Raw genomic sequence first — 24,527 nt, 5'->3', positions numbered from 1 at the left:
TCCAGCACAACATATCATGGTTGAATGATCCTCTTTATGGTTATGATCCGCTTTTTATCGTACTCTGTTATTATTTTGTTAGTTTATGTTGCTTGTCAACGATTTCAATTTGCACAAAAATAGACAATAAATAACAAACCAGTACATTTCAAATCCAGCGAACAAACGTTAAAATAAGCCTGTAAACGCTATCAAACAAAGAAATGGGGAGAACAAGGATGAAAAAAAGATCATATTATTTGTTAGCTTTTGTTATTATCCTATCTACGATCCTATCCGCCTGCGGTTCCAGCGGCGATGGCAAAACCTCCGAAACCGGCAACGGATCCTCCACCCCGACAGAGGGAAACCAAACCGGAGGCGAAGCGAAAACCGGGGACGGAACCGATATCAGCGGAAAGATAACGTTTCTGACCAACCGTACCGACATGATCGGCAAAGAGTATGACGAATACTTGAAACGCTTCAACGAAAAATATCCGAACATCAAAGTCGAATTCGAAGCTTCCCAGACGGACTACAACCAGCAGGCGAAAGTCCGCATGGCCGGCGACGAACTGCCCGACGTGATGTTTATCCCTACCATTCCGAATTCCGATCTTCCGAAATACTTTTTGCCGCTCGACGATTTGGGCTTGAACGACAACATGACGTTCAAAGACTTCAAAGCCTTCGACGGAAAGGTGTACGGCCTCTCCAGCGGCAACTCCACTTCGGGCATCGTATACAACAAAAAAGCTTTTGCCGATGCGGGAATCACCGAAATCCCAAAAACCTGGGACGAATTCCTTGCCGCTTGCGAGAAGCTGAAGCAAAAAGGCATCGTGCCGCTCGCTTCGAACTTCAAAGACAAATGGCCGCTTAACAACTGGGTCTACGACCTGCCCCGGGTCATCGAAAACAATCCGGATTTCCCGAACGCCAAGCTGAACACCGATACGCCGTTTACGATGGATAACGGTTACGGCAAGGCGCTCAGCCTGATCCGCGAGCTGAATGAAAAAGGATATCTCGAAAAAGACATCAACTCCACCAACTGGGAGCAGTCCAAAAAGGACGTCGCTTCAGGCAAGTTCGCCATGTATTTCCTCGGAAACTGGGTCATCAACCAGGTGATCGGAGCCGGAACGACGGCCGACAACGTCGGATTTTTCCCTCTCCCTTACGATAATTCCGGAACGGTGAGAGCGGCCCTGAGCCCGGATTTCTTCTACGCGGTCTCGAAAAACAGCAAGTCCCCGGAAGCGGCCAAAGCCTTCGTAAAATGGATGCTGGAAGACTCCGGATACGCGGATTTCGCCGGATTCATTCCGCCGCTGAAGGATAAGGAATCCACGCTGGCCCAATTGAAAGAATTCAAGGCCACCGGCGTCGAGCTTCAGGAAGGCACTCCGGACAACATGGACGTCGCCAACATTTCCAACAAAGCCCAACTCGATTTGCCGGCCCTCGCCCAGGAATTCGTGCTTGCCAAAGATCCGCAAAGCGTGCTCGACAAATGGAACAAAGCCTGGGTCAAAGCCAAAAAGGACCTCGGCAAATAAGCATTCGCCAATATCAACCCTGCCCGCTTTAAATAACGGTTCGAAGCAAAATGGATTATCCGTCACGGCGATAATCCATTTTGTTTCCCGTCTTTTCGGCGCGGCCGGACAGCAAAAGCTTTTGGCAGAAAGAAGGTATGCAAGATGTTTTCATCGCTTTCGTACAACAAACAAAAAACGATCGTGATCGTCTCTTTCCTGTTGATTCCGTTGATCCTTCTGGCGACGTTCACGTATTATCCGGCAGTCAAGCTCATTTATTACAGCTTCACCAATTGGGACGGGTACAGCCCGGAAAAACCTTGGGTCGGACTGGACAATTATAAAGAGGTGTTTTCCAATCCGGACATTTTCAAGGTTTTTGAGCATAACTTCGCTTATTTTGTCATGGGGATCATTCAAAACATCATCGCCATTTATTTTGCCGTGGTCTTGAACAGCAAGCTTCGCGGCCGCAACCTGTTTCGGATCCTCCTGTTCCTGCCTTACATCATGAACGGCGTTGCGGTTGCCTTTATGTTCGGTTACGTGTTCGACACGACCAACGGTTCGCTGAACCTGTTCCTGAACAGCCTCGGATTGACCTCTCTCGGGGAGACGAGCTGGCTCGGTACCGATGGGCTGGTCAACTATTCGCTGGCTTCGACGGGATTATGGCGTTTTATGGGATATAACATGGTCATCTATATCGCTTCGCTGCAGGCGATCCCGCGGGATCTGTACGAGGCGGCGAAAATCGACGGGGCTAATTCGTGGCAGACGTTATGGAAAATCACGCTCCCGAACATGAAACCCGTGATCCAGCTGAATTTGTTCCTCACCGTCACGGGGGCGCTGGAAGTGTTCGATCTGCCGTTCGTGCTGACCAAAGGCGGCCCGGCAGGCGCCAGCGAAACCTACGTGCAGCGGGTCGTCGATACGGCCTTCGCCTACAACAATTACGGGCTTGCATCGGCCATGAGCGTCGTCCTGCTCGGGTTTGTGGTGATCGTGCTTGCCGTACAACAGTTCGTTCTCAGCAGAGGAGGCAATAAGTGATGAAACCATCCCGTTTTCGCGTGCAGGACCTGATTAAATACATCACGCTTCTGATCGGCGTTTTTGTCGTTTTTTTTCCGCCCTACGTCGTCATCGTCAACGCATTCAAATCGAAGGACGAGTTCAACGCCAGCAGCTCCATTTCGCTGCCGCACAGCTTTTTCAATTTCGAAAATTTCAACATCGTGTTTGAACGCGGCGGCCTGCTCAGCGGCTTCGGCAACATCCTCGTCATCATCGTCGTTTCCCTGGCCCTGAATATTTTGTTCGGCACCATGGTCGCCTACGCCCTCGGCCGCTTCTCCTTCAAGCTGAAGCCCGTCGTGTTCGGCGCGTACCTGATCGCCACCATCATTCCGAGCATTACGACCCAGGTCGCCACCTTCGGCATCATCAAAGGCATGGGACTGTACAACACGCTGGCCGCGCCCATTGTGCTGTACATCGGGGCGGACGTGATTCAAATCATCCTGTATCTGCAGTTCATCCGAAACATCCCGTACGACTTGGACGAAAGCGCCATGGTGGAAGGAGCCTCCTTGTTCAAAATTTACCGGTCCATCATTTTTCCGCTCCTGACGCCGGCAACCGCCACGCTGGTCATCTTGAAGACCATCAGCATCTATAACGACATGTACATTCCGTACCTCTACATGCCGAAGCAAAGCCTGGGCGTCGTCACGACGGTCCTCATGCGGTTCCAGGGTGTCAACACGGCCGACTGGAATTTGATCTGCGCCGCCATTTTGCTTATTTTGCTGCCGACGGTCATATTGTACATTTTCCTTCAGCGGTATATCTTTGAAGGAGTCACCAGCGGAGCGGTGAAATAAATCAAAGCATCAGGGGGAGAACTCGCATGATTCGTCGGATCGGCCGGATGATACGCAAGGGATGGGTGTTTCTTGCCAACCTTTCACTGGAGAAAAAGCTGATTCTTATTTTCGTTTTTCTGCTGTCGCTGCCCATCACCTACGTCAGCTATCTTTCGGCGCGCTCCACCTTCGATTCGGTTTTGCAAAACGCCACGAACAATGCGATCCAAATGGCCGTCAACGCGTCGAACACGACCGACAGGTACGTTGCCGACCTGAAGCGTTCGACCGCCCTTCCCCTTTACAATTCCGACGTCCAATATTATTTGGAGCAGGAGACGACCGACTGGGGGAAAAACGTTGCCATGGGGATGTTCCTCAGCTATTTGAGCCACACCAAAAAAGAGATCGCCGCCGTTTATCTGGTCGACCGTTACGAGCATATCTTTTTCGACAAAAGGCCGGATATTACGGAGCTGTCCACGAAAGATCAGCTGGGCACCTGGAAAAGGCTCGTTAACCAGCAGTCCGGGGCGCACCCCATTCTGATGGGAAGGCATTCGATCCGGGTGAACGGCAACAAGGAAAAGGCCGTTTTCAGCGTGCTGCGCACGGTGAAATCGGCGAGCACCCTTCAGGATATCGGGATTATCGTATTCGACATCGACATCGGGCTGTTCCAGGACATCGCGGAGCCGATGGACCGGGTCACCCAAGGCTCCTCCTTAATCCTGGATGAACAGGGCAAGCTGGTCTATGCCAGCGGGGATCCCGGGACCGTCAGCGCGCGGCAGTCGGAACTGATGTCGATGAGGCAAAGCCGGCAAACCGGCTATTTCGAATCGGAAATCGACGGAAAAAGCTATTTGACCGTTTATGTGGTGTCGGAGCAGACGGGCTGGACCACGTCGGTTTCGATTCCGCTCGCCAAAATTTTGTATAAGGTCAAGCAAAACAGCACCACGCTGATCGTTACGACGCTGCTGCTGCTCAGCATTGCGCTGATTGCCGCCACCTTCTTCTCCCATGCGCTGACCAAGCCGCTGAAGTCGATGGTGCGTTATATGAGGCAGGTGCAGCACGGGAACCTGAACGTTTGGATCACCACCCGGTACGAGGACGAAATCGGCATGCTCGGAAGCCATTTTAACCGGATGATTTTGCGGGTCAAAGAACTGCTGAACGAAATCAAGGCCACGGAAAAGCGGAAGCAATTGGCCGACATGCGGGCGCTGCAAAGCCAGATCAATCCTCATTTCATCTACAATACCCTGGAGTCGATCCGCATGCTGGCGGAAATCAACGATGATCCGCAGGTGGCCAAGCTGACTTACCTGCTCGGGACCCAGCTGCGGTACAGCATCGTCCGTGGCGAAGAAACGGTGACCATAGCCCAAGAGCTTGAGCACGTCCAACATTATTTCGATCTTCTGTCCATCCGGTTCCCGGGAAAATTCAAGCTGACGATCGATGTCCCCGAGGCGTTTCGCGGGCTTCCGGTATTGAAGCTGATTTTCCAGCCCATCGTCGAAAACGCCGTGTTTCACGGGCTGGAGCGCAAGCCGGGCACGGGCACGGTTTCGATTGCCGCCTGGAAGGAACGCGAGCACGTCATTTTCCGGGTTCAAGACGACGGCGTCGGAATGGACGGGCAAAAATTGCTTGCGCTGAACGCCAGCTTGAGAGAGACGGATGCCGGCGAATCGTTCGGCATCGGCATCCACAACGTCAACGAACGGATCCGTCTGCATTACGGCCACGGATGCGGCCTGCAGGTTCACAGCGAACCGGGGGCCGGGACGAGCGTTTTGATCAAAATCAAGGAAAAACTGCCCGATGACGGGGAATGACTCCGGCGTTTCGAGAAGAAAGGAGGGCGAAGCCGCTTGCTTAAAATCATCATCGTGGACGATGAAATGCTGATTCGCGAAGGACTGGCGAAGATCATCGGCAAGGAAAGTCCTTGCTTCCAGGTCGTCGGCCAATTTCCGGACGGGGAGGATGTGCTTCGGCATCTTCCGGGACTCGAAGTCGACGTGGTCATTACGGACATCCGGATGCCTGTCATCGACGGCCTTGAGCTGATCAAAAGCTTAAGGGCGACCCACCCCCATATCCGTTCCATCCTCATGAGCGGATTTACGGAATTCGAATATGCCAGGGAAGCCATCCGGGCATCCGCCGTCGATTACCTGCTCAAGCCGATCAACAAGGAACAGCTGTTTGAGCTGCTTTACCGGTTAAACGACGAACGCGAGTCCGCCAGGGAAAAAGAGGCGGTCCACCGCCAAAGGCTGATCCACACCTGCCTTCACAGCGAGGCCGTGGCCGACTTTGTTTGGGAGGAGCTGGCGCTTCCCCGGCCTTATTTCGTGGCGTTCGTCCAAAAAGCGGGCTTCGGGGAACCGGAGCAAGCGCAGGAATGCTGCCGGGGTTCGGAGGGGCTTGATCCCGAATGGTTATTCGATCGGTTCGCCCTTCGATGCCGGCTGACAGCCTATATTTATTATTTCGCCGAAGTTCCCGGAGCGGAAGACGTCAACCGGATCGGCAGGTTCCTGACGGGCGACGCGTTCCATGGCGGGGCCGACGGCCGGGTCCATGCCGGCTCCAGCCATGTCTACAATGATGTCAAAATGCTCAAGGCGTCCTACCTGGAGGCCAAGCTTGCCTGCGATACGGGAATTTATGCGCACGCCCCCCGCTATTACGTCCCCTGTGGCGCCGCCCGCGGCCGCCAAACGCCGCCGCAGGTGCAGGAGATAACCGCCGCGGAGTGGGAGTTTTTTACCGAACAGCTCCATCTCCTTCACGCGGCATCCCTGCAGGAGTGGATTCAGCGGCGGTTCGAGCATCTCAGGTCGGCATCGGCCTCTCCCAAAGCCATCCTGGAGACGTGCTGCCAGATTGAAGAAACGGCGGCTGCGGAAATCCGGGAGCTGAAGGACGTTTTCGAGTCGCCGGCCCATGCCGGGTGGAAGGAGCAGCTGCTTGCCTCCCTGTCCTTTGCGGAAATGAAGCAGCTGTTTTTGTCCTTTTTCATGGGCGCGTTGGCGGAAGTGCAGGAAGCCCGCAAGGAAATGGGCAGCAAGGCCGTCGAGACGGTCAAACGCTGGATCGCCGAAAACTACAGCGGGCATGTCGAGCTGAATACGCTGGCCAATCTCGTCTTCCTGACCCCAAGTTATTTGAGCAAGCTCTTCAAACACGAAACGGGTCTCACGGTAACGGAGTACATTGCCGAGGTCAGGATGAAAAACGCCAAACGCCTCCTTCGGACCGAACCGGGCATGAAAGTACACCAAATCGGCGCCGAAGTGGGTTATCCGGACCCCGCCTATTTCAATAAATTGTTTAAAAAAATGGTCGGCGTAACGCCGAACGAATATAAAAAAAGATTGTGATCGCCTGTCCCGTTTCATCGCCAAACATCGATCGACGATAAAGATTGACACGAATGCCGCTTACCCAAGCGGCTTTTTGTTTTTCATCATAACCGCTTCCATTTTTTATGCCTCCGTTAGCACTCATTTGCTTTTTAGGTATTGATATCGTCCGAGGTTCCGGTATATATTTAGCATATGGTATTTATTTTGTTATTATTTATGATAACAAATCATAACAAGTTGTTTGGTTCTAACGAATAAGCCTGTTATTTAAACGACACGAGGTGAACGAATTGAAACTAACAGAACCATTTATCGCGGGCATGACATGGGGATTCATGGGAGTCAGGGGAACGTGGGCTACCGAAAAAGCCTCCGCTTCCATGGAAGCGATGTCCGAAACGACCGGCGTCAATTGGACCGCCATTGCCTTTTCGGCTTACCAAGCGACTCCCTTCTCCACGGAGATCCCTTACTGGGAAGAGCCGACCGTGACGGATGACGAGGTCAAATGGGCCGTTGCCAAAGCCAAATCGTTGGGGCTCAAGGTGTGCCTGAAGCCGATCGTCAACTGCGCCGACGGGACGTGGCGGGCCCACATCAACTTTTTCGACAAGGACGTGCCCTGCGAACCAAAGTGGAGCGATTGGTTTGCTTCCTATGACCGCTATATCCTTCATTTTGCGAAGATCGCCGAGGAAACCGGGTGCGAGATGCTGTGCATCGGCTGCGAAATGGTGCAAACGGACCGCCGGGAACGGGAATGGCGCGAGCTGATATCTAAAGTCAGGGACGTTTACAGCGGAATCCTCACGTATAATTGCGATAAATATCAGGAGGATAACGTTGTTTGGTGGGACGACCTCGACGTGATCAGCTCTAGCGGATATTATCCGATTCAGGATTGGGACAACCAATTGGACCGGATTGAAGCCGTCGTCCGGAAGTTCAACAAGCCGTTCATTTTTATGGAGGCCGGATGCCCGAGCAGAACCGGTTCGGCTTCGATTCCCAACGACTGGACGTTTCAAGGCGCGGTGAACGAAACCGAGCAGGCCGATTTTTACCGCACCATGTTCGGCAAGTGCAGCGGGCGGGATTGGGTGCAAGGATTTATGTTGTGGGATTGGCCGGCCGAGCTGTACCGCCGGGATGAAGCGTCCGCGGATGACGGATATTGCGTATATGGCAAAGAGGCCGAAGCCGTCATTAGGGAACATTACGCCCTTCGTCTGAAAGACGGGGCGCATGCCCAAGGAGGATGCTGACATGATGGACGCCTTGCCGTGGATGCAGGAGCTTGAGAACGAGCTGAAAAACAATATTTTGCGGTTTTGGATGGACAAAAGCGTGGACGGCGCGCGCGGCGGCTTTTACGGCGAAATCGACCGGCAGCTCCGCGTGAATGAACGGGCCGACAAAGGGCTGGTGCTGAACGCCCGCATCTTATGGACGTTTTCGGCCGCTTACCGCCGCTACAAAGACGAGCAATACCTGAAGATCGCAAGCAGAGCTTATCATTACTTGATCGAGCATTTTTTGGATCGGAGCTTCGGAGGGTTGTATTGGATGGTGGATGCCGACGGCCATCCGTCCCAGGATAAGAAGCAGATCTACGGGCAATCCTTTGCGATTTACGCATTATCCGAATTCTATCTCGCCGATGGACACCAGGAGGCTTTGGATGCCTCCATCGAGCTGTATGAGCTGATTGAGCGGCACAGCCACGACCCGATCCATCAAGGTTACATCGAAGCTTTGGGACGAGACTGGACCCATACGAGCAGCTTCAGCCTCAGCAACAAGGACCTGAATGAGAAAAAATCGATGAACACCCATCTCCACGTCCTGGAGGCTTATACGAACCTGTACCGGGCATGGAAATCGCCGACGCTGGCTTCAAGCCTGGCGCGGTTAATCGAGGTGACGATTGAAAAGATCGTTGACCCTGCCACGGGGCATTTCCGGCTGTTTTTTGACGAGGAATGGAACGCAAAAGGCTCGCATATTTCCTACGGCCACGATATCGAAGGCAGCTGGCTGCTGCTGGAAGCCGCCGATGTTCTTCAGGATCAGCCGCTGCTCGAACGCGTAAGAGCCGTTGCCGTCCGGATGGCGGAAGCCGTCATCGCAAACGGCGTCGACCGGGACGGCGGGATCTGGAACGAAGCCGACCCTGACGGAGTGACCGATGCCGACAAAGATTGGTGGCCGCAAGCCGAAGCCATGGTCGGCTTCTACAATGCCTATGAATTGACGGGGGATCCCAAATTCAGGGCTGCAGCCTTGGACTCCTGGAAATTCATTCAGCAATACATCGTTGACCGCGAACACGGGGAATGGCATTGGGGCGTCGACCCGAACGGCGTGCCGCTGCCTGGCGGCCCGAAAATCAGCGCATGGAAATGCCCGTACCATAACGGCAGGGCCTGCCTTGAAATGCTGTCCCGCCTTCAAAAAGAAACGAACGGCCGGGAAGCCGATTCACGATTATCGGAGGGGATATGATGAGCTTGTTCGAGCAAAGAAAACGGCAGTTGACCGAAAACTATGAAACGTTAATCAACCGGAAAAACGAAAAAATGCCGCCGGGCAACGGCGTTTACGACCGCTACCGCTACCCGGTGCTCACGGCAAACCATGCGCCCCTGATCTGGAGATACGATTTTAATCCCGAAACGAATCCTTATTTTTCGGAACGGCTTGGCGTGAACGGCGTTTTTAATCCCGGAGCCATTCATTTGAACGGCAAATTTTATTTGGTCGCCCGCGTCGAAGGCGTGGACCGCAAGTCTTTTTTCGCGGTCGCCGAAAGCGATAACGGGATCGACGGCTTCCGCTTCTGGGATCATCCGATCGTCATGCCCGAAACCGACGTTCCGGATACGAACGTTTATGACATGCGGCTGGTGCAGCACGAAGACGGCTGGATTTACGGCTTGTTCTGCACCGAGAGGAAAGATCCGGACGCTCCCCGGGGCGATTTGTCGAGCGCGATCGCCCAGTGCGGAATCGCCCGCACGAAAGACCTCGTCACATGGGAGCGCCTGGACGATCTGAAGACGGGATCGCCGCAGCAGCGGAACGTCGTGCTGCATCCCGAATTCGTCGACGGGAAATATGCCTTCTACACCCGGCCGCAGGACGGGTTCATCGATGCCGGTTCCGGCGGAGGGATCGGCTGGGGATTATCCGATTCCATCGAACATGCCGTCATCGACCAGGAGATCGTCATCGACGAACGCCAATACCACACCATCAAGGAAGTCAAAAACGGGCAGGGACCCGCGCCGATCAAAACCGACCGCGGCTGGCTCCATATCGCGCACGGGGTCCGCAATACGGCTGCCGGCCTCAGATACGTTCTATACGCTTTCCTTTCCGATTTGGACCGTCCTTACCAGGTGACGCACCGCCCTGGCGGGCATTTCATCGCGCCGGAAGGCGAAGAACGGGTGGGCGACGTTTCCAATGTCGTCTTCTGCAACGGAGTGATCGCCACCGACGACGGAAACGTATACATTTATTACGCTTCCTCCGATACCCGGGTACATGTGGCCACCACCACGGTAGACCAGCTGCTGGATTACGTGCTGCGCACGCCGGAGGACGCCTTGCGCTCCTATGCATGCGTGGAACAACGCATCCAACTGATCGACCGTAATCTGGAATTGCTCAAGGCCCGCATTTAAATAAAGATTCGGCAAAAATCCGGAGAGCCGCTTTCAATCAGCAATTTATAGAGCGGAACGGTTTCGTTCACCTATATATGGGACCAGGGAGCGGCCGGAATCGGGGTTTGCAAAATCCTGAAATATCAAAAAGGGGATCCTCTGCCGTTTATCGGCTGATGGATCCCCTTTTTGATGACGGTGCTTTTTCGGGACGGCCGGCGGAGCCGCAGCGATCCGAGGCCGGGCGCGGCCGTTTCCCCGATGCGTTTTTTGCCGCCGCGCCTTTTTACGGCTCCTTAGGCTCCGACGTGGAGTCCCGGTGCACGATGTCCGCGGATACCAGGATTTTCTCGACGGGAAGTTCCGGATACCGGATCCTTTCAAGCAGCTTTTTGACCGCCCGTTCGCCCATGGCCTCCTTCGGCACATGCACGGTCGTCAGTGCAGGCTGGGACCGGTCGGCGGCATCGATGTTGTCAAAGCCGGTGACGGAAATATCCTCCGGTACCCGGATGCCGTGTTTCCGCAATGCGGATATCACCCCGAACGCGATCGAATCGTTGGCGCAAACCAATGCCGTCGGCAGCTGCCCCTTTTCTTTCATTTTGGTCAGCCATTTCTCGAATTCCCCGGCGAACTCGCCGCTGTCCACCCCATCCAGCGTCAGCATCGGATCAATGGGTTTGGGCGCCTCCAGGTCGTTCTGTTCGAGCACTTTGCGATATCCGATCCATCGGTCCTGAAAGCTGCGGGAAAAGCGAACGTCCCCGACAAATTGCAAACGCGTATGGCCAAGGCCGATCAAATGGTTGCAAAGCCGGGCGATCGCGTCCGTATTGTTGACGAAAACCGTATCCGTCGGAATCAGGTCGTCTTCATGATCGACGAGGACCATGGGAATGCCAAGGCGGTGCGTCTCCAGCAGCAGCTCGGAATCGATTTTGCCGACCCCGATCATGCCGAAAATCCCGCTTGGATTCAGCACATGGACGAACGAGTCGACCCGGGACTCCGTGACGATAACCATGCCGAGGCCCTTCCGTTCCAACTCCCGCGAAATGCCCTCCATAATTTTTCCCCAATATAGGGAATCCTTGGTCTGAAAGCGAATGTTAGGCATCAAAACGATGACAGACTGCTTGCCGGATGCCGAAATGACGTTGGGTTCCCCTTCTTTATTTTTCATGTAGGCATTTTTCTGGGCAAAATATCCGAGCTGGGAAGCGGCTTGAATGACCCGCGATTTCGTATGTTCATTGACGCCGCCTTTTCCCGAAAGCGCCTTGGAGACGACAAACTTCGAAACGCCCAGATGGTCGGCAATCTGCTGCATCGTAACCCTTTTCAACGTATAACTCCCCCCGCTAGCAACGACTGTTTGCATTTTTTATTTATTTTATTATAACAAAGGAACGCAAAGGGATAAACCGGATCGGGTTACGAACCTAAGATTCGATCCAGCGCGGTTTGATTCCGGTGCCCATCTTCGATCAGAGGCAAATCCGCATCGGGTTGGCCGAACTTGATATAACGATATACGTTGTCTATAAACGGATAAAATGCCGGGTAACACTTATGTATGGAGCAATCGCTTTTTTCTTATCGCTTCGTTCCTTTCTCTGTTCTCCCGCCATATTTACCTCCACTTTTTTCAAGTTAATGCAGCGCTCTCTTTTTCTATAATTAAAACCAAAATCCCAGTCTTCCGAATTCAAGAACCGAACCAACATAAAAAGAAGCCGAATGGGCGCATATCCTGCCCATGGCTTCTTTGGGTTGCTTTATTTTAATGAAGGACCAAATAACTCACGAAGATAATCCCGTCGCCCATGTAAAAGCCGATGAATAATCACCGTATCTTCAATTACCCGATAAAACACTAAATAAGGGTGCACGACAATGAACCGGTAACCTCGTTGCAGTAAGGGAAAATCATCTTCCGACAAGATGGACCCCATATAAGGGAACTCCGCAAGATTTAAAATTTGATCGTCTAGTTTTTGCAACAAATTTTCTGCAGCTGAAACATTGTCCTGAGATATGAATGAAAAAATTTCATCCATATCATCAACCGCAGCCGGAGCATATTGCACCCTATTCCTTTGCTGCATCGATCTTCCTCCGGATTCTTGAAATAACCTGGTCGTGATCGAGTAATGCTTCCCCTTCGGTTACCTGTTTCTCAGCAATCAAAAGCTTTGATTGTAATTTAATCCGTGCTTCCATCCGGCGATAAGCCTCATGGCTCATAACAACAAGATCAGCTTCGCCATTTCGTGTTAAAATAACCGGTTCATCGAGTTCATGACAATATTTTGAGAAACCATTATAATCCTGCCGGATTGTGGTTGAGGGTTTAATGTTCATTTTGCACTTCCCTTCTCCAAATGACATTATTCTGACATTATTATATCATTAAAATCAACATCATAACCACCAAAAGGGAAAAAACGCCTCTAAATCAAAAAGTACCGGCCAGATGGCCGGTTCCCTCCATTCATCCCTGAGGCATCCCTCAGCTTCAGTTTTTTCTCCCCGTCAACCGTCCGCCCATGAAAAACCGCGGGGCCGTCCATTTTTCACGCTTCCTTCTTTTCCTGCATCGCAGGATTGAACTGGTCCCGGTATTGTCCCGGCGTCATTCCCTCCAGCTTCTTGAACATCCGGTTGAAGTAAGGCGGCTGGTAGCCGACCGCCCGGGCGATATCGCTGATTTTCATGTCGGTCGAAACGAGCAGCTTTTTGCAGTGGTTCATTTTGAGGGAAGTCAAATAGTCGATGTAGTTCGATCCCGTCATTTGCCGGAATGCCTTGCTGAGCTGGGACACGCTGACCCCCGCCTCCATGGCGAACGTTTCCAGCGAAAGCTCGGCCATGTAATTTTCATGGATCGTCGCGATGATTTGGTCCACGATGCCCTTCATGAACGGATGATAACTCCGGTTCAACACCTCGATGTAGGGCCGGATCATGTTTTCCCGGAACCACTGGATGCACGCATTGGCGTCCCGGAGCGCCTCCAGCTCCTCCTGCAGTTTGATCCCGTCACAGATGGCGTAAGGGTTATGGTTCGATTGCAGCATCGAACGGAACAGGCTGTTTTTCAGCCGCATCAGGCCTTGATGCACGACCCATTCCGGCGCCCCGTCCTTCTGCAGCGCTTCGACGAACCGGATCAAAATATCCTCCGCCTCTTTTTCCAGTCCCAGGTTCAGCGTATGCGTAAACTCCTGCTCCAGCTCGAAAGGAAATTCGACCTCCACGTTGGCTTTCTCCAGCACCGCCCCGGCTTCAAGCAGCTGGCTGTCGGACGTAAAGGTGCGGTAGCTCAGCGCCCTTCTGGCCTGTTCCAGCAAATAGGGCACGTCGCGCCAGGCCGCCGCAGGCCCGTTCACGACGATCGTGGCCGGCATGCTCAGCACGTCCCGAAGGGTATCCAGCATGTCGCTGCCGAGCTGCATCAGCGTCGGCTTCAGATCATTCCCCGGCCCGGCGGCCGGCACGCATGAAATGACCGCAAACGAGCCGTCCATAAAATCCAGGGTATGCACGTACGAGCCGGTCCGCTCGGACATTTCATGCAGCAGGTTGATGGCGGCGTAAGTCAGCAGCTGCACGTCCTTCCCCGTTAGCTGGCCGCGTCCCAGCGTCAGGGAATGAAGGCGGCATACCACGATAAAAAAGCGATGTTCCGTCAGATCCAGCTGCAGCGCCTGCAGCTTTTCGATGATTTCGGCTTCCGTCAGATGGGCCGCCTGGCCCGTCACAAACTGGTTGATGAGCGCTTCCCGCACCTTCGGAATGGACTGGTTCAGGTTGCTCTGCAGCGTCTCGTTGACGGACCGGTACTGCTTCCATTTTTCCTCGATGTATTTCAGCTCGTCGTTCGCCAAAGCCGGCTCCGGCTTGCCTTCCTTGAACAAATCGACGATTTTGCGGATGGGCCTGTAGATCCGGTTGGAGGCGAACCAGCTGAGGGCCAGCGCCACGAACAGGGAGCCGATCCAATACACGACCACGACATGCCGGTACGGTCCCGTAGGCGCCGTAACGGCCGACGACGGCGTACCCGAGACGAAGGTCCAAATGCCGCCCATTTTTTCAAAGGATAACACGCTCACAAGCAGCTTGTCGTTTTTTACCGGGAGCTGAAAATGCATCTGCGTGTCGTAGGTACGTTTGACGGTGCGCAACTTCTCCAGAATGCGCGGCATGACCTCCGGATACTGTTTGCTTGCGTCGGATTGCCCGACCAGCGTATCCTCCCCGTCGAGGACAAAAGCGACCTGCTCGGAATTGGCGTTCAGGTGCACTTTGGCCGGGTTGACGTACAACACAAGCGCCCCGTAGGATTGCTGGCTGTTGAAGGGCAGCTTCATGACGATGGCATGCGTCGGTTTCCCTTTATTGTACGGGCGGGGCAGCGCATTCGTCCAAAAAATGCTTTGGTCGGACGACATGATCCTTTTCCAGGCGGCCGCATCCGCCGGATCATCCAAAGGGCGCAAACCAAGCATAGGCTGCATGATCTTGTTCTGCTTGGCCACATACAGATAAGCTTGGTCAACCAGCGGATCGCCGTTTTCGATAAAATAAAGCGTATCGCTGAGCTCCTGCGTTTTTTCGAACTGGTCCACGAAGTTCGTGTCGGCCAGGGACGGTTTCAGTATAGGGTTCGACATCATGTGTACGGCATATTGGACAAGCTGGGAAAATTGCTCATCGATTTGCCGCGCCGTATCCTTCAGCAGCTGCTCGTTGTTCTGTTGGTGCTGCCGGATCAGGTACTGGTTGCCGACATGCCAGTTGATAAAACTTACGATCGAAATGGGAACGCAGGTGAGCATGATGGCCAGCGCAATGGTTTTCCAATACATGATTCCTTTTGAAGCCAATTTCCTTGTCCATTCCTTCCCCAAATCCCTCACTCCTGACGGTACTGTTCGAAATAAGCCATAACTCGCGAACGGCGTGTTGTATCATCCATCATAACGAAACGAGGCTCACATGAAAAGGCTTACAACGCGAAAAATCATGCCATTTTATTGGGAAACGGCCGCAAATCCCTTTGAGTAAAAAAAGTGCAATGCCATGAAATAAGCATCAGGAATAGCCCCGCCAAAACAAAGCGGATTTTCCCTTTTCGGCCATCGTGAGGAATGGCTACTCCAAACTGACCCAAGATGATAATTAGTATTGGACTACAAGCAACAGCAGCGGAGGGGACGGAATCGATCTGAAGAAGCGAAGCGTTCGCCTTTGGCTCCGAATTTCTTCCTTTTTGGAAAACAAAATAAAAGAAATTTGGAGACAACAGCGATCGGAAGAACGATCCGTAACCGCAGCGGCCACCTAGCACAAGGTTATTGGCGGCGCCACGTTTGCAGGCTCAAAGCAGTGGCTCAAACGCCAAATTTTCAGGGCAAAAAAGATATGCCGTGTACCGCCGAAAATAAAATCAAATTGCCGGAAATGCCGCGAGCCTCTACATTGTGCTTATGGCATGCGCGATTTCCAAGCCCGATCGGACCAAATTTCCACAGACAAAAGAAAGCGAGGTAAGCAGATGCGGAAGCGATCATCCAAGCCCGAAGCCAAGCTGCGGGAACCCAAGCGGCCGTTATGGCCCGACCTGAAACGGGACCGGTATTTGTACGTGCTGGCTCTGCCGGGCATTTTGTTTTTCGTTATTTTCAAATATATTCCGATCACCAACCTGGTCATCGGTTTTCAGGACTACTCCCCTTACCTGGGGATCGCCGGAAGTCCATGGGTCGGATTCGAGCATTTTACCCGGTTTTTCTCGAACCCGGACTTCTGGATGCTGCTGCGCAACACGCTCGGGATCAGCTTGATGAATCTGGTCTTCTTTTTCCCGGCGCCGATCATCCTCGCCCTGATGCTGAACGAGGTTCGCCATCAGCTGATGAAACGGACCGTGCAGTCGCTCATCTATATCCCGCACTTTCTGTCGTGGGTGCTGATTTACGGCCTGACCTATCTGATGTTCTCCCAGTCCGAAGGGCTGTTCAACAAGCTGCTGACGGCGCTGGACAAAGATACGGTCGATATTTTATCGAATCCGAAGCTGTTTTGGGGCATGCTGACGGCGCAGTCCATCTGGAAAGAGGTCGGCTGGGGCACGATCATTTTCCTCGCCGCCATTGCCGGCGTCGATCCGCAACAATATGAAGCGGCCGTCATCGACGGAGCCGGGCGTTTCCGGCGGATGTGGCATATTACGCTGCCCGCGATGCGGAACGTCATCATGATTCTGCTTATTTTACGGCTCGGAACGATCATGGACACGGGCTTCGAGCAGGTCTACCTGATGATGAACGCCGCCGTCACAGAGGTCGCCGAAGTATTCGATACGTACGTATACCGCGTCGGCATCCGGCAAGGGGAATTCAGCTACAGCACCGCCATCGGCCTCTTCAAATCGATCGTGGGCGTCATCTTGGTCGTCGGCGCGAACAGGGCCGCCAAACGTTTCGGCCAGGAAAGCCTGTATTAACGCAATAGCCCCCACCGAAAGGAGAGTATAGCCGATGATCATGGAAGTCAATTCATCCTGGAAAGACCGGCTGTTTGCCTGCGCTAACGGCGGACTCCTGATTTTGTTCAGCCTGGCCATGGTTTTCCCGATCTATTACACCATCGTGCTTTCGTTTACCGATTCGACGGAGTATTACACCCGGGACTTGATCCTGTGGCCGCATCAATGGTCGCTGGATGCCTATAAATATTTGCTTGGCAACGGCTTGTTCGTCAATTCGTTGATGGTCAGCGTGTTTCTGGCCACGGTCGGCACCGCTCTCAGCCTGCTTGTGACGGGAGGGCTCGCTTACGCCATCTCCTGCCGGCGCCTGCGCTTCCGCAAAACGATGATGTTCATGATCCTGCTGACCTTTTTATTCACGCCCGGGCTTGTCCCGGTCTACTTGATCGTGCGGAATCTGGGCCTGATCGACAGCGTCTGGTCCCTGATTTTGCCTTCGCTTACCAGCGGCTGGTACGTGCTGCTCATGAAAGGTTTTTTCGACGGCATCCCGGACAGCCTGGACGAAGCCGCACGCATCGACGGCTGCACCGAAATCAGCGTCTTCTGGCGGATCATCATCCCGCTGTCGCTGCCCGCCATCGTCGCCTTCGGCCTGTTTTTTGCGGTCGGCTATTGGAACACGTATTTTAACGGCATCATGTTCATCAACCAGCAGTCGAAATGGCCGCTGCAGGTGCTGCTGCAAAACATGCTCGTCGATCCGACCACCATGGGCGGCGGCGAACAAAACGTGTCCCTGCAAATGAACCGGCAGCTGCCGACGGAAACGCTCAAAATGGCCGCGGTCGTCATCGCCACCATTCCCATCATGCTCGTGTATCCGTTCCTTCAGAAGCATTTTGCGACAGGCGCCATGGTCGGCTCCGTGAAGGAATGAGGCATACAGGTTTGCCAAATCAAAGGAGGTTATGAAATGAGTCCATCCGGAACAAAGGTACAGAAAAAGATGCTGCTCAAATCCATGCTGGTCGCGCTCGGCGCGAGCGTGCTGCTGACGGCATGCGGCGGCTCCAAAGGGGCATCGAAAGAGGGGGACGGGCCGACGCCGATCCAGATGCAGACGCTGAATTACGCCACCGAATTTATCGACAATACCAACCCGATCTGGAAGGAATTCGAGAAGCGCACCAGCACCAAGCTCGACATCACCTGGCTGTCCCCGTCCACGTCGGAGGAAAAAATCAACGTCATGCTCGCCTCCGGCGACCTGCCCGAGGTGACGTTCGTAGAGTCGCTGATCAACCCGCAGCTGCAGAAAATGATCAAGCAAGGGGTCTTCTGGGATTTGACGCCTTACATCAAGGATTATCCGAATCTGAGCGCTTCCAACCTAGCCGAGATGTGGACCGCATCCAAGGTGGACGGCAAAAACTACGTCATTCCGCGCTACTACCCGAGCTATGGCGGGGGTGCCTTCCCGATTCTTCGCAAGGACTGGATGGATAAGCTCGGGCTGCAAACGCCGACGAACATGGACCAGTTGTTCGAGGTGCTGAAGGCATTCAAGGAAAAGGATCCGAACGGCAACGGACAGGCGGACGAAGTGCCGTATGCGGCGAACCCGGACACGATGGGCTTCGTGTACGGCGTGTTCAACGGAACGCAAGGGCAATGGAAGCTGAAAGACGACAAACTCGTTCCCGTCATCACCGAGGACGCCTCCCGCGATGCCGTGCTGTGGCTGAAAAAGGCCTTTGATGCGGGTCTGTTCCCGAAAGATTTTGCCATCATGAAATATTCCCAGACGGTGGACCTGATCCGCGGCGGCAATGCAGGGGGCACTTCCCAATCGATGAACCATGCGTGGGTGACGGGCTCCAAAATCCGCGAAGTCGTGCCGACGGCCGACTATATGCCGATCACATACCTGGAAAACGCCGGCGGGGACAAATATACGCCGTCCGGCACGCCGTATTATGGGGTGTACCTGATTCCGAAAAAGGTGCCTGAAGCGAAAGTGAAAAAAATTCTCGGGTTTTTCGACTATGCTTACGGCAAAGAAGGCAACGAGCTGGCGACCTACGGCATCGAAGGCGTGCATTACACGGTGCAGAACGGCCGGAAAATTCCGACGCCGCAAAGCGAAAAAGACCATCTGGGCGACGGCAACATGAACAACCTGATCCACCTGATCAGCGACGATATGTCCATCGGCGCGGTCGGCATGCCGGACGATGTGTACAACCGGAACGTCGAAATCGTGAATGAACGCAAAAAAATCAAAACGCCGAACCCCGGCAGCGAGCTGTACTCCGAGGCTTACAACAAATACTATCCGGAAATTTCGAAAAAAGTGAGCGACATGCGCACCAAGGTCATCATCGGCAAAGACACCATCGAAAACTACGACAAATTCATCGAGCAGCTGCGCAACGACCCGACCTTGAAGCAGGTGGCGGATGAAATGACGGAAGCGTATCATAAAAAGATGAGCAGCCAGTAAGGCGGGAAAGCGCTGGGTTATCCCGCCGGACCCCCGGGACTGTGCACAACAAAACAAAGGGATGTCTCCAAGGTTCGCACCTTGAGGACATCCCTTTTGCGTTCCGGGCTTCCATTATGTATCCATGCTGATATCGTCCCATGCCTCGTCCCGGAAGCCGATCATCCAAAACAACGCCCGGCGCCGCTCCATCACGACGCTTTCGTTCAGGCCGGCCGCAGGCTCCCTGCCATGAATCCGGTCATTGACGCAGGCCCAATGCAAGCGATAGATTTTGTCCGCTTCGTCCAATATGTCTTCCGCGCGCCGAAGCGCCGTCCGCTCCAAAAACTCGTCGAAACCGCCGCAGCTCGATACCGCCTCAATCGCGGCATGGGAGTCGCAAGCATGATCCGGAAAATCAAGCGAATCCACCACCCCAAGCGCCCAGAGCAGCGCCCAATAAGCCTCGTACTGCCAGACCAGATTGACGGCGTCCTGATACCCGGGCTCCGCCTCCTCCAGCAAATCCTTTTCGGCTTCGGTTAATGCATCCTTGACCCCGAATTGCTCCAGCAGGCGGTTCACGAAAGCCTTCGACTCGGCCAAGTCCCCCTCTTGGGCGACGTCGCACGCGTATTGGATGACGATCAGCAGCGCCGCGGCCCGGCGGGCGATCTCCTCCCTGGATCTGACCTTCAGCTCGCTAAGCGGAGGCAATTCAGGCAAATGCTCCACGAACGGGACTTGCTTTTCCGTGAGATACGCCAGACTTCTTTGCTTCCGCTCAGCGCCCTCCGGCGTCGTACGGTCCTCGCCCCGGATTTTTCTCGTGCATGCCCGCGGACTGAAATCGGCGGCATCGGAGCTGCCGTCGGGATACACGATGACCCGCCCATCCCGGTCGAGCAGCGTCCCATCGGGGATAAACCCGATGCCGTCCACCTTGGCGGCAAGCCTGACGAAGCGGTCCAGGTCGTCTTGGCCGTATTCTTTTTCCGTTTCGATCGCCAGCATCGTGTTAATCACGGAGATTTGGATCAGCACGCGGCGTTTCAAATCCTCGTCCTGGAACGGGATGCGGTCGTAAAATCCCATCATTCCCGGCATATTGTTCGCGAAATAATCCGGATCGGTATCCTCCGAGGCCACGCGAATCGTGATTTTGTTGTTTTTGAACCAGCCCTTCGGCTGAACCGTCATCTCCTTTTCCCCCGGAGCCCCGCCCGTTACTTTAAAGCCGTCCGCAAAAACCTCATGAACCAGCCCGCCGATATCCTCGATATCGTTTCGGGATGCGAATATCGTAAAATAAGGCAAAAAACATTCCCCTTCCTGTCAGCGACGGTTCATTCATCCCTTTAACCGTTAACGCCATAAAATAGGTCCCAAACTTGTTGCCGGCCGCCGATTGCACGATCCGTTCGAGTTCCGCGTGTGCAAGCAGCCCGTGATCTACACCGGCATAAGCCCCAAAACGTTTCCCAGTCGAGCCCCCTTGCGTTCATCGATTTGCGGATCGGCCACAGCAGCGTGGCCGGTACACCCATTGTGTTCAATCCTCCTCCTCCCGACCGGCGCAAATGATCAAGCTTCCCGCGCGTTTCCTCATGTCGCTTGCCACTTGGTTCCCGTTATGATGGGTTCAATTCTATTTTACACGACGCCGTTTCGATCAGGGGGAACAAACTATGCACAAAAATATGACGGTCATCGCCGGCCATCCCGATCCCGAAAGCTACTGCCACGCTTTACCGAGATCGGCAAGTTAAAAATGCTGTCCCCGGAAAAGCGCAAGCGCTGGCTGGAAAGGGCGGAGTCGCTTGGGTCGAAGCTGGCATAGCATGAATCCGCTCACCCTGCTCCAGCATCATCGGATGTTTCAGATTCCGATGCACGGGTAAGTAAAGAGTGCGCAAGCAAAACTCAATACCCTAGAAGGAGTGATTCGAAATGGCAAACAATAAGGATGACCGTAAGATGACACTCGAAGAAGCTGGACGCAAGGGTGGCGAGACGACCGCCAAAACGCATGACCGTGAATTTTATCAGGAAATCGGCCGTAAAGGCGGAGAGGCAACATCGGAATCCCATGGCCGCGATTTCTATGAGGAAATCGGCCGCAAAGGCGGCGAAGCCCGGGCCCGTCAAAGGGACGACTCTTAATGTAGCGAAATAGATGAATAAAAGAAAGCCGGCAAAGGAAGCTCTGCAAAAAAGGGCCTTCCTGCCGACAGCCTTCGAAACTTGAAAAGGACAGCGCGCAGCTGTCCTTTTCGCTATTTCGGGAACGGGCCGTCATCGGGAGAACAGGTCCGTTCGTGTCCGGGACGGCCCTTATCCGAAAGAAGGTCCTCCACTGCGGGTTGCCGTCCCGTTCCATGCCTCACTCCGGATTTTCGTTGCTCATCCAACCGTCGACTTGGAGCGGCTCGAAATAGTCCTCTCTGGCGGATAATTTGCGCAGCAGCTCCTCAGCCTCGCCGCGGGAAGCAAAACCGCCCATGACAACGACAAATTTGCCGTTTTTGGTTTTGATGACGCTGCTGCCGTCCCCGGCATACTGCTCCTCAAGGATCGCCAGCGTTTCTCCCTGCTCCATTTCCTTGCTGCGGACAACATAGACCTCATGCGCTTTTTCCTGTTTCGCTGCGCCAAACAGCTTCAGCTGGATATAGCCCGGCTGCCGGTATTCCGATACGGAATAATCGATGTTGTCCCCCAGCTCAACGACAAACCGGACCGCAGAATCGTCCAAAATCACGTTGCTGTAAACGTCTTTCACATTGGAGAGCCCGCGAATGTCCCGCTTCAGCTTTTCCATATTCAGGTTCCGGACGCCGTTAAAGGTAAATATCAGGCGGTTTGGCGCTTCCTTGCGTTCGACCGTATACGCCGGCGCGCTCTCCGTCCGTTCGCCGTCGATCGTGAAATGGATGTTCAGCGAATTTTCCTCCGCCGTCGTGGTCACGGACACCCCGTCGGTGCGCTCGCCCCCGCTTCCCACCTGCAGCACTTTGACGATCGACCCGATGACCGGCACATCCGACAATGCCATGGCCACGCCAGGCACGTTCGCCGTAATGATGAAAGCGGCGCAGGCCGCCACGAGAGCGGACGAGCCGCGGAGCCATGCCATGTTTCGTTTATGGGCGCGTCCCCTTTTCATGGCGTCCTGAATGACCCCGGAAAGGCGGGATGGGATCTCGATGTCGTCATAGCGTTCTTTCCCCGTCATTGTACATCCACCTCTTCCTTGACCAAATGTTTTTTGAGTTTGCCCAAAATCCGGTACAGCTTCGTTTTTACGGTGTTTTCGGGCAGGGACAGCACTTCCGCCATATCCTTGAACCGTTTATCCTCAAAATATTTCAATATGATAAAAGCCTTGTCTTCCGGCTTCAGCCGATCCAGCGCGTCATATAGATCCCATTTCTCCTCCAAAGAAACCGGGTCTTCTTTCGCCGCAAATTCCGCCGCGCCGTCTTCCGTATACGTATATTTTTTATTTCTTTTCATATGGTCGAGCGCGCAGTGGATGACGATCCGGCTGATCCAGGTTTCAAAATATTCCGGGTTTTTCAATTTCCCGAAGGATAGATATGCTTTGTACGTTGCTTCGGAGACGATTTCCAAAGCCTCCTGTTCATTTTTCACGTAGCAGTATGCAAAGCGGTAGAGCTTTTCCTTGCAGGCTTCGATCCGCTCGCTGAATTGCCGCTCCGTCATTATTTTTGTTTTACTGTTCAGTTTATTCACCCCCTGACGGCTTCAAAGGCGCGTTTCGCTCCGCGGTTCTCATCCCGGGCCCTAGGTCTTTGAGTGCCGCTTATGCCCGTTTGACTGGGGAAACACCAAAAAAGTTTCAAATACATCATTGCGAATAAAAGGAAACCATCGAAAACGGATCGGAATCAGGCGGCAGCTCCGTTGATTTCGGTCGTAACTTTGAAGACCTATTTTATGTTATATACAATAAACGAATCCCTGAGCCAAGAGGGGAAAGGACGGGGTGACTCATGACGGAGGAAGTTAAGGAAAACAAGCGGCTGGAGGAGCTGCGGAAAAAGCATTCGGAGCTCTGGGAAGCGCTGTCGGCGCTCCGGGAGGATCAAGCGGAACGTTTGCTGGACAGCTTCTCGAAGCAGATACGAAAAGCTGAAGCCGACGGCAACCGGCAGGTCCGGAACGAAGCGGATAGCGAACCCGGCATCGGGCATACGCTGCGCTCCCCGTGGTTTTACGTATCGCTGTTCATCGGACTGAGCCTGCCGGTCGCTGCCTATATTGCATTCATTTATATGTCATTGTCGCTGGAGTGACGGTTGATTTGACAAATGCCTGTACCTTCGGCCTTCTGGACGCATACCTTAATCCAGAAGGGAGATGAAGGCCATGACCGTCCAGAACCATACGTTGGCCGCGGGCACTTCCCATGCCGCACCTTATTACATCGTTCCGGGAGGGCGAAGCGGTCCCGTCATGATGATTGTTGCGGGAATCCACGGCAATGAAACGGCAAGCATCCATTCCGCGCGCCAGCTGGTGGAACAGCTTCGGAATCGGCGGCTCCGCATTGCCCGGGGCAAGCTGATCATCGTGCCCGTCGCCAATCCCCAAGCCTACCGCAAACGAATCCGCGGCGTTCCCGATCTGAACCGGACTTTTCCGAAAGGGCCGAAACGTCCTGCCACCCATCCGATGTCCCAAGCGATCGTTCAGCTGATGAAAACCTACAAACCTTCCTGGTATTTGGATCTCCATGAAGCCAACGGGCTGTCGAAGCACGACGCCAAGGTGCTTGGGCAGACGCTCGTCACCGACGCCGCCAATCCGGTCGTCCCGGCCGCCCGGCGCGTCATCCAACGGGTGAACTCCGCCCTGCAATCCCCTTCCCATCAATTCCACCTGCGCCTGCATCCGCTGTTGGGCTCGTCCCGAACGGCGGCGGCCCGCCTGATTCATGCCAAAACCGTTACCGTCGAAACGTGCTGGAGCCTTCCTTTTCATGTCCGCAAATCTTATCAGAATCGGATAATCAAACATTTTCTCAGGGAGGCTGGAATGGTTTGATCCCGAATCG

The 24,527-nt window shown here is 53.9% G+C and carries 21 protein-coding genes; 14 read left to right on the top strand and 7 right to left on the bottom strand.

Annotation, left to right across the window (positions count from 1 at the left end):
* Window positions 1-218: 218 nt before the first annotated feature.
* From NYE48_RS01410 to NYE48_RS01375, 8 genes are all read left to right on the top strand, one after another.
* A complete protein-coding gene (locus NYE48_RS01410; protein ID WP_340996420.1) occupies window positions 219-1,544 on the top strand; it encodes an ABC transporter substrate-binding protein in 1,326 nt (441 codons plus the stop codon).
* A gap of 144 nt (window positions 1,545-1,688) precedes the next feature.
* Entirely contained in the window at window positions 1,689-2,582 is an 894-nt protein-coding gene (locus tag NYE48_RS01405) for a carbohydrate ABC transporter permease (RefSeq protein WP_212949387.1), read from the top strand.
* Window positions 2,582-3,415 (top strand): carbohydrate ABC transporter permease, encoded by an 834-nt coding sequence (locus tag NYE48_RS01400; RefSeq protein WP_052147203.1) that lies wholly within the window; start codon window positions 2,582-2,584, stop codon window positions 3,413-3,415. The genes NYE48_RS01405 and NYE48_RS01400 overlap by 1 nt, the downstream gene beginning before the upstream one ends.
* A 26-nt stretch (window positions 3,416-3,441) precedes the next feature.
* Window positions 3,442-5,247, top strand: a complete 1,806-nt coding sequence (locus NYE48_RS01395) for a cache domain-containing sensor histidine kinase (protein ID WP_340996414.1) — start codon at window positions 3,442-3,444, stop codon at window positions 5,245-5,247.
* Between the two features lie 36 nt (window positions 5,248-5,283).
* Complete coding sequence (locus NYE48_RS01390; protein ID WP_340996413.1) at window positions 5,284-6,801, top strand: response regulator; 1,518 nt, start codon at window positions 5,284-5,286, stop codon at window positions 6,799-6,801.
* A gap of 305 nt (window positions 6,802-7,106) precedes the next feature.
* Window positions 7,107-8,051: a glycoside hydrolase family 113 gene (locus tag NYE48_RS01385; protein WP_052147209.1), complete on the top strand. Its 945-nt coding sequence runs from the start codon at window positions 7,107-7,109 to the stop codon at window positions 8,049-8,051.
* 4 nt (window positions 8,052-8,055) lie between these two features.
* Entirely contained in the window at window positions 8,056-9,291 is a 1,236-nt protein-coding gene (locus NYE48_RS01380; protein WP_341000584.1) for an AGE family epimerase/isomerase, read from the top strand.
* Window positions 9,288-10,475 (top strand): glycoside hydrolase family 130 protein, encoded by a 1,188-nt coding sequence (locus NYE48_RS01375; RefSeq protein WP_281422501.1) that lies wholly within the window; start codon window positions 9,288-9,290, stop codon window positions 10,473-10,475. Before NYE48_RS01380 ends, NYE48_RS01375 begins: the two co-directional genes overlap by 4 nt.
* A gap of 268 nt (window positions 10,476-10,743) precedes the next feature.
* Here the strand turns inward: NYE48_RS01375 and NYE48_RS01370 are convergent, their stop codons facing one another.
* The 4 genes from NYE48_RS01370 to NYE48_RS01355 all read right to left on the bottom strand — a co-directional run bounded on the left by NYE48_RS01370 (window position 10,744) and on the right by NYE48_RS01355 (window position 15,376).
* Window positions 10,744-11,805, bottom strand: a complete 1,062-nt coding sequence (locus NYE48_RS01370; protein ID WP_246536826.1) for a LacI family DNA-binding transcriptional regulator — start codon at window positions 11,803-11,805, stop codon at window positions 10,744-10,746.
* 433 nt (window positions 11,806-12,238) lie between these two features.
* On the bottom strand, window positions 12,239-12,568 hold the full coding sequence (locus NYE48_RS01365) for a type II toxin-antitoxin system RelE/ParE family toxin (protein WP_340996408.1): 330 nt from the start codon (window positions 12,566-12,568) through the stop codon (window positions 12,239-12,241).
* Window positions 12,552-12,824, bottom strand: coding sequence for a type II toxin-antitoxin system Phd/YefM family antitoxin (locus tag NYE48_RS01360; protein WP_036713353.1), 273 nt, complete (start codon window positions 12,822-12,824; stop codon window positions 12,552-12,554). The genes NYE48_RS01365 and NYE48_RS01360 overlap by 17 nt, the downstream gene beginning before the upstream one ends.
* A gap of 212 nt (window positions 12,825-13,036) precedes the next feature.
* Window positions 13,037-15,376 (bottom strand): AraC family transcriptional regulator, encoded by a 2,340-nt coding sequence (locus tag NYE48_RS01355; protein WP_340996406.1) that lies wholly within the window; start codon window positions 15,374-15,376, stop codon window positions 13,037-13,039.
* A 647-nt stretch (window positions 15,377-16,023) separates the two neighbouring features.
* On the opposite strand from NYE48_RS01355, the gene NYE48_RS01350 reads away from it, so the two are divergent.
* The 3 genes from NYE48_RS01350 to NYE48_RS01340 are packed head-to-tail and all read left to right on the top strand — an operon-like array spanning window position 16,024 to window position 19,465.
* On the top strand, window positions 16,024-16,974 hold the full coding sequence (locus NYE48_RS01350; protein WP_212949376.1) for an ABC transporter permease: 951 nt from the start codon (window positions 16,024-16,026) through the stop codon (window positions 16,972-16,974).
* Between the two features lie 34 nt (window positions 16,975-17,008).
* A complete protein-coding gene (locus NYE48_RS01345; RefSeq protein WP_373316222.1) occupies window positions 17,009-17,899 on the top strand; it encodes a carbohydrate ABC transporter permease in 891 nt (296 codons plus the stop codon).
* 36 nt (window positions 17,900-17,935) lie between these two features.
* Complete coding sequence (locus NYE48_RS01340) at window positions 17,936-19,465, top strand: extracellular solute-binding protein (protein WP_340996404.1); 1,530 nt, start codon at window positions 17,936-17,938, stop codon at window positions 19,463-19,465.
* A gap of 114 nt (window positions 19,466-19,579) precedes the next feature.
* Here the strand turns inward: NYE48_RS01340 and NYE48_RS01335 are convergent, their stop codons facing one another.
* Window positions 19,580-20,764, bottom strand: a complete 1,185-nt coding sequence (locus tag NYE48_RS01335; protein WP_340996402.1) for a DUF4272 domain-containing protein — start codon at window positions 20,762-20,764, stop codon at window positions 19,580-19,582.
* A gap of 633 nt (window positions 20,765-21,397) precedes the next feature.
* Here NYE48_RS01335 and NYE48_RS01330 point away from each other — a divergent pair.
* Window positions 21,398-21,610 carry a general stress protein gene (locus NYE48_RS01330; RefSeq protein WP_340996401.1) on the top strand — a complete coding sequence of 71 codons (213 nt, stop codon included), beginning with the start codon at window positions 21,398-21,400 and terminating at the stop codon, window positions 21,608-21,610.
* 220 nt (window positions 21,611-21,830) lie between these two features.
* Here NYE48_RS01330 and NYE48_RS01325 read toward each other — a convergent pair whose 3' ends face one another.
* Complete coding sequence (locus NYE48_RS01325) at window positions 21,831-22,682, bottom strand: SPOR domain-containing protein (RefSeq protein ID WP_340996400.1); 852 nt, start codon at window positions 22,680-22,682, stop codon at window positions 21,831-21,833.
* Entirely contained in the window at window positions 22,679-23,203 is a 525-nt protein-coding gene (locus NYE48_RS01320; RefSeq protein WP_340996398.1) for a sigma-70 family RNA polymerase sigma factor, read from the bottom strand. The genes NYE48_RS01325 and NYE48_RS01320 overlap by 4 nt, the downstream gene beginning before the upstream one ends.
* 260 nt (window positions 23,204-23,463) lie before the next feature.
* On the opposite strand from NYE48_RS01320, the gene NYE48_RS01315 reads away from it, so the two are divergent.
* Together NYE48_RS01315 and NYE48_RS01310 are read left to right on the top strand one after the other, a co-directional pair.
* Window positions 23,464-23,766, top strand: coding sequence for a hypothetical protein (locus NYE48_RS01315; RefSeq protein WP_340996397.1), 303 nt, complete (start codon window positions 23,464-23,466; stop codon window positions 23,764-23,766).
* Window positions 23,767-23,830: 64 nt separating this feature from the next.
* Window positions 23,831-24,517: a succinylglutamate desuccinylase/aspartoacylase family protein gene (locus NYE48_RS01310; protein WP_281422500.1), complete on the top strand. Its 687-nt coding sequence runs from the start codon at window positions 23,831-23,833 to the stop codon at window positions 24,515-24,517.
* Window positions 24,518-24,527 lie beyond the last annotated feature (10 nt).

This window comes from Paenibacillus sp. FSL M7-1455, assembly GCF_038004655.1.
Lineage (GTDB): Bacteria > Bacillota > Bacilli > Paenibacillales > Paenibacillaceae > Paenibacillus_AQ > Paenibacillus_AQ cookii.
This window is presented reverse-complemented; position numbering and strand designations above follow the sequence as displayed.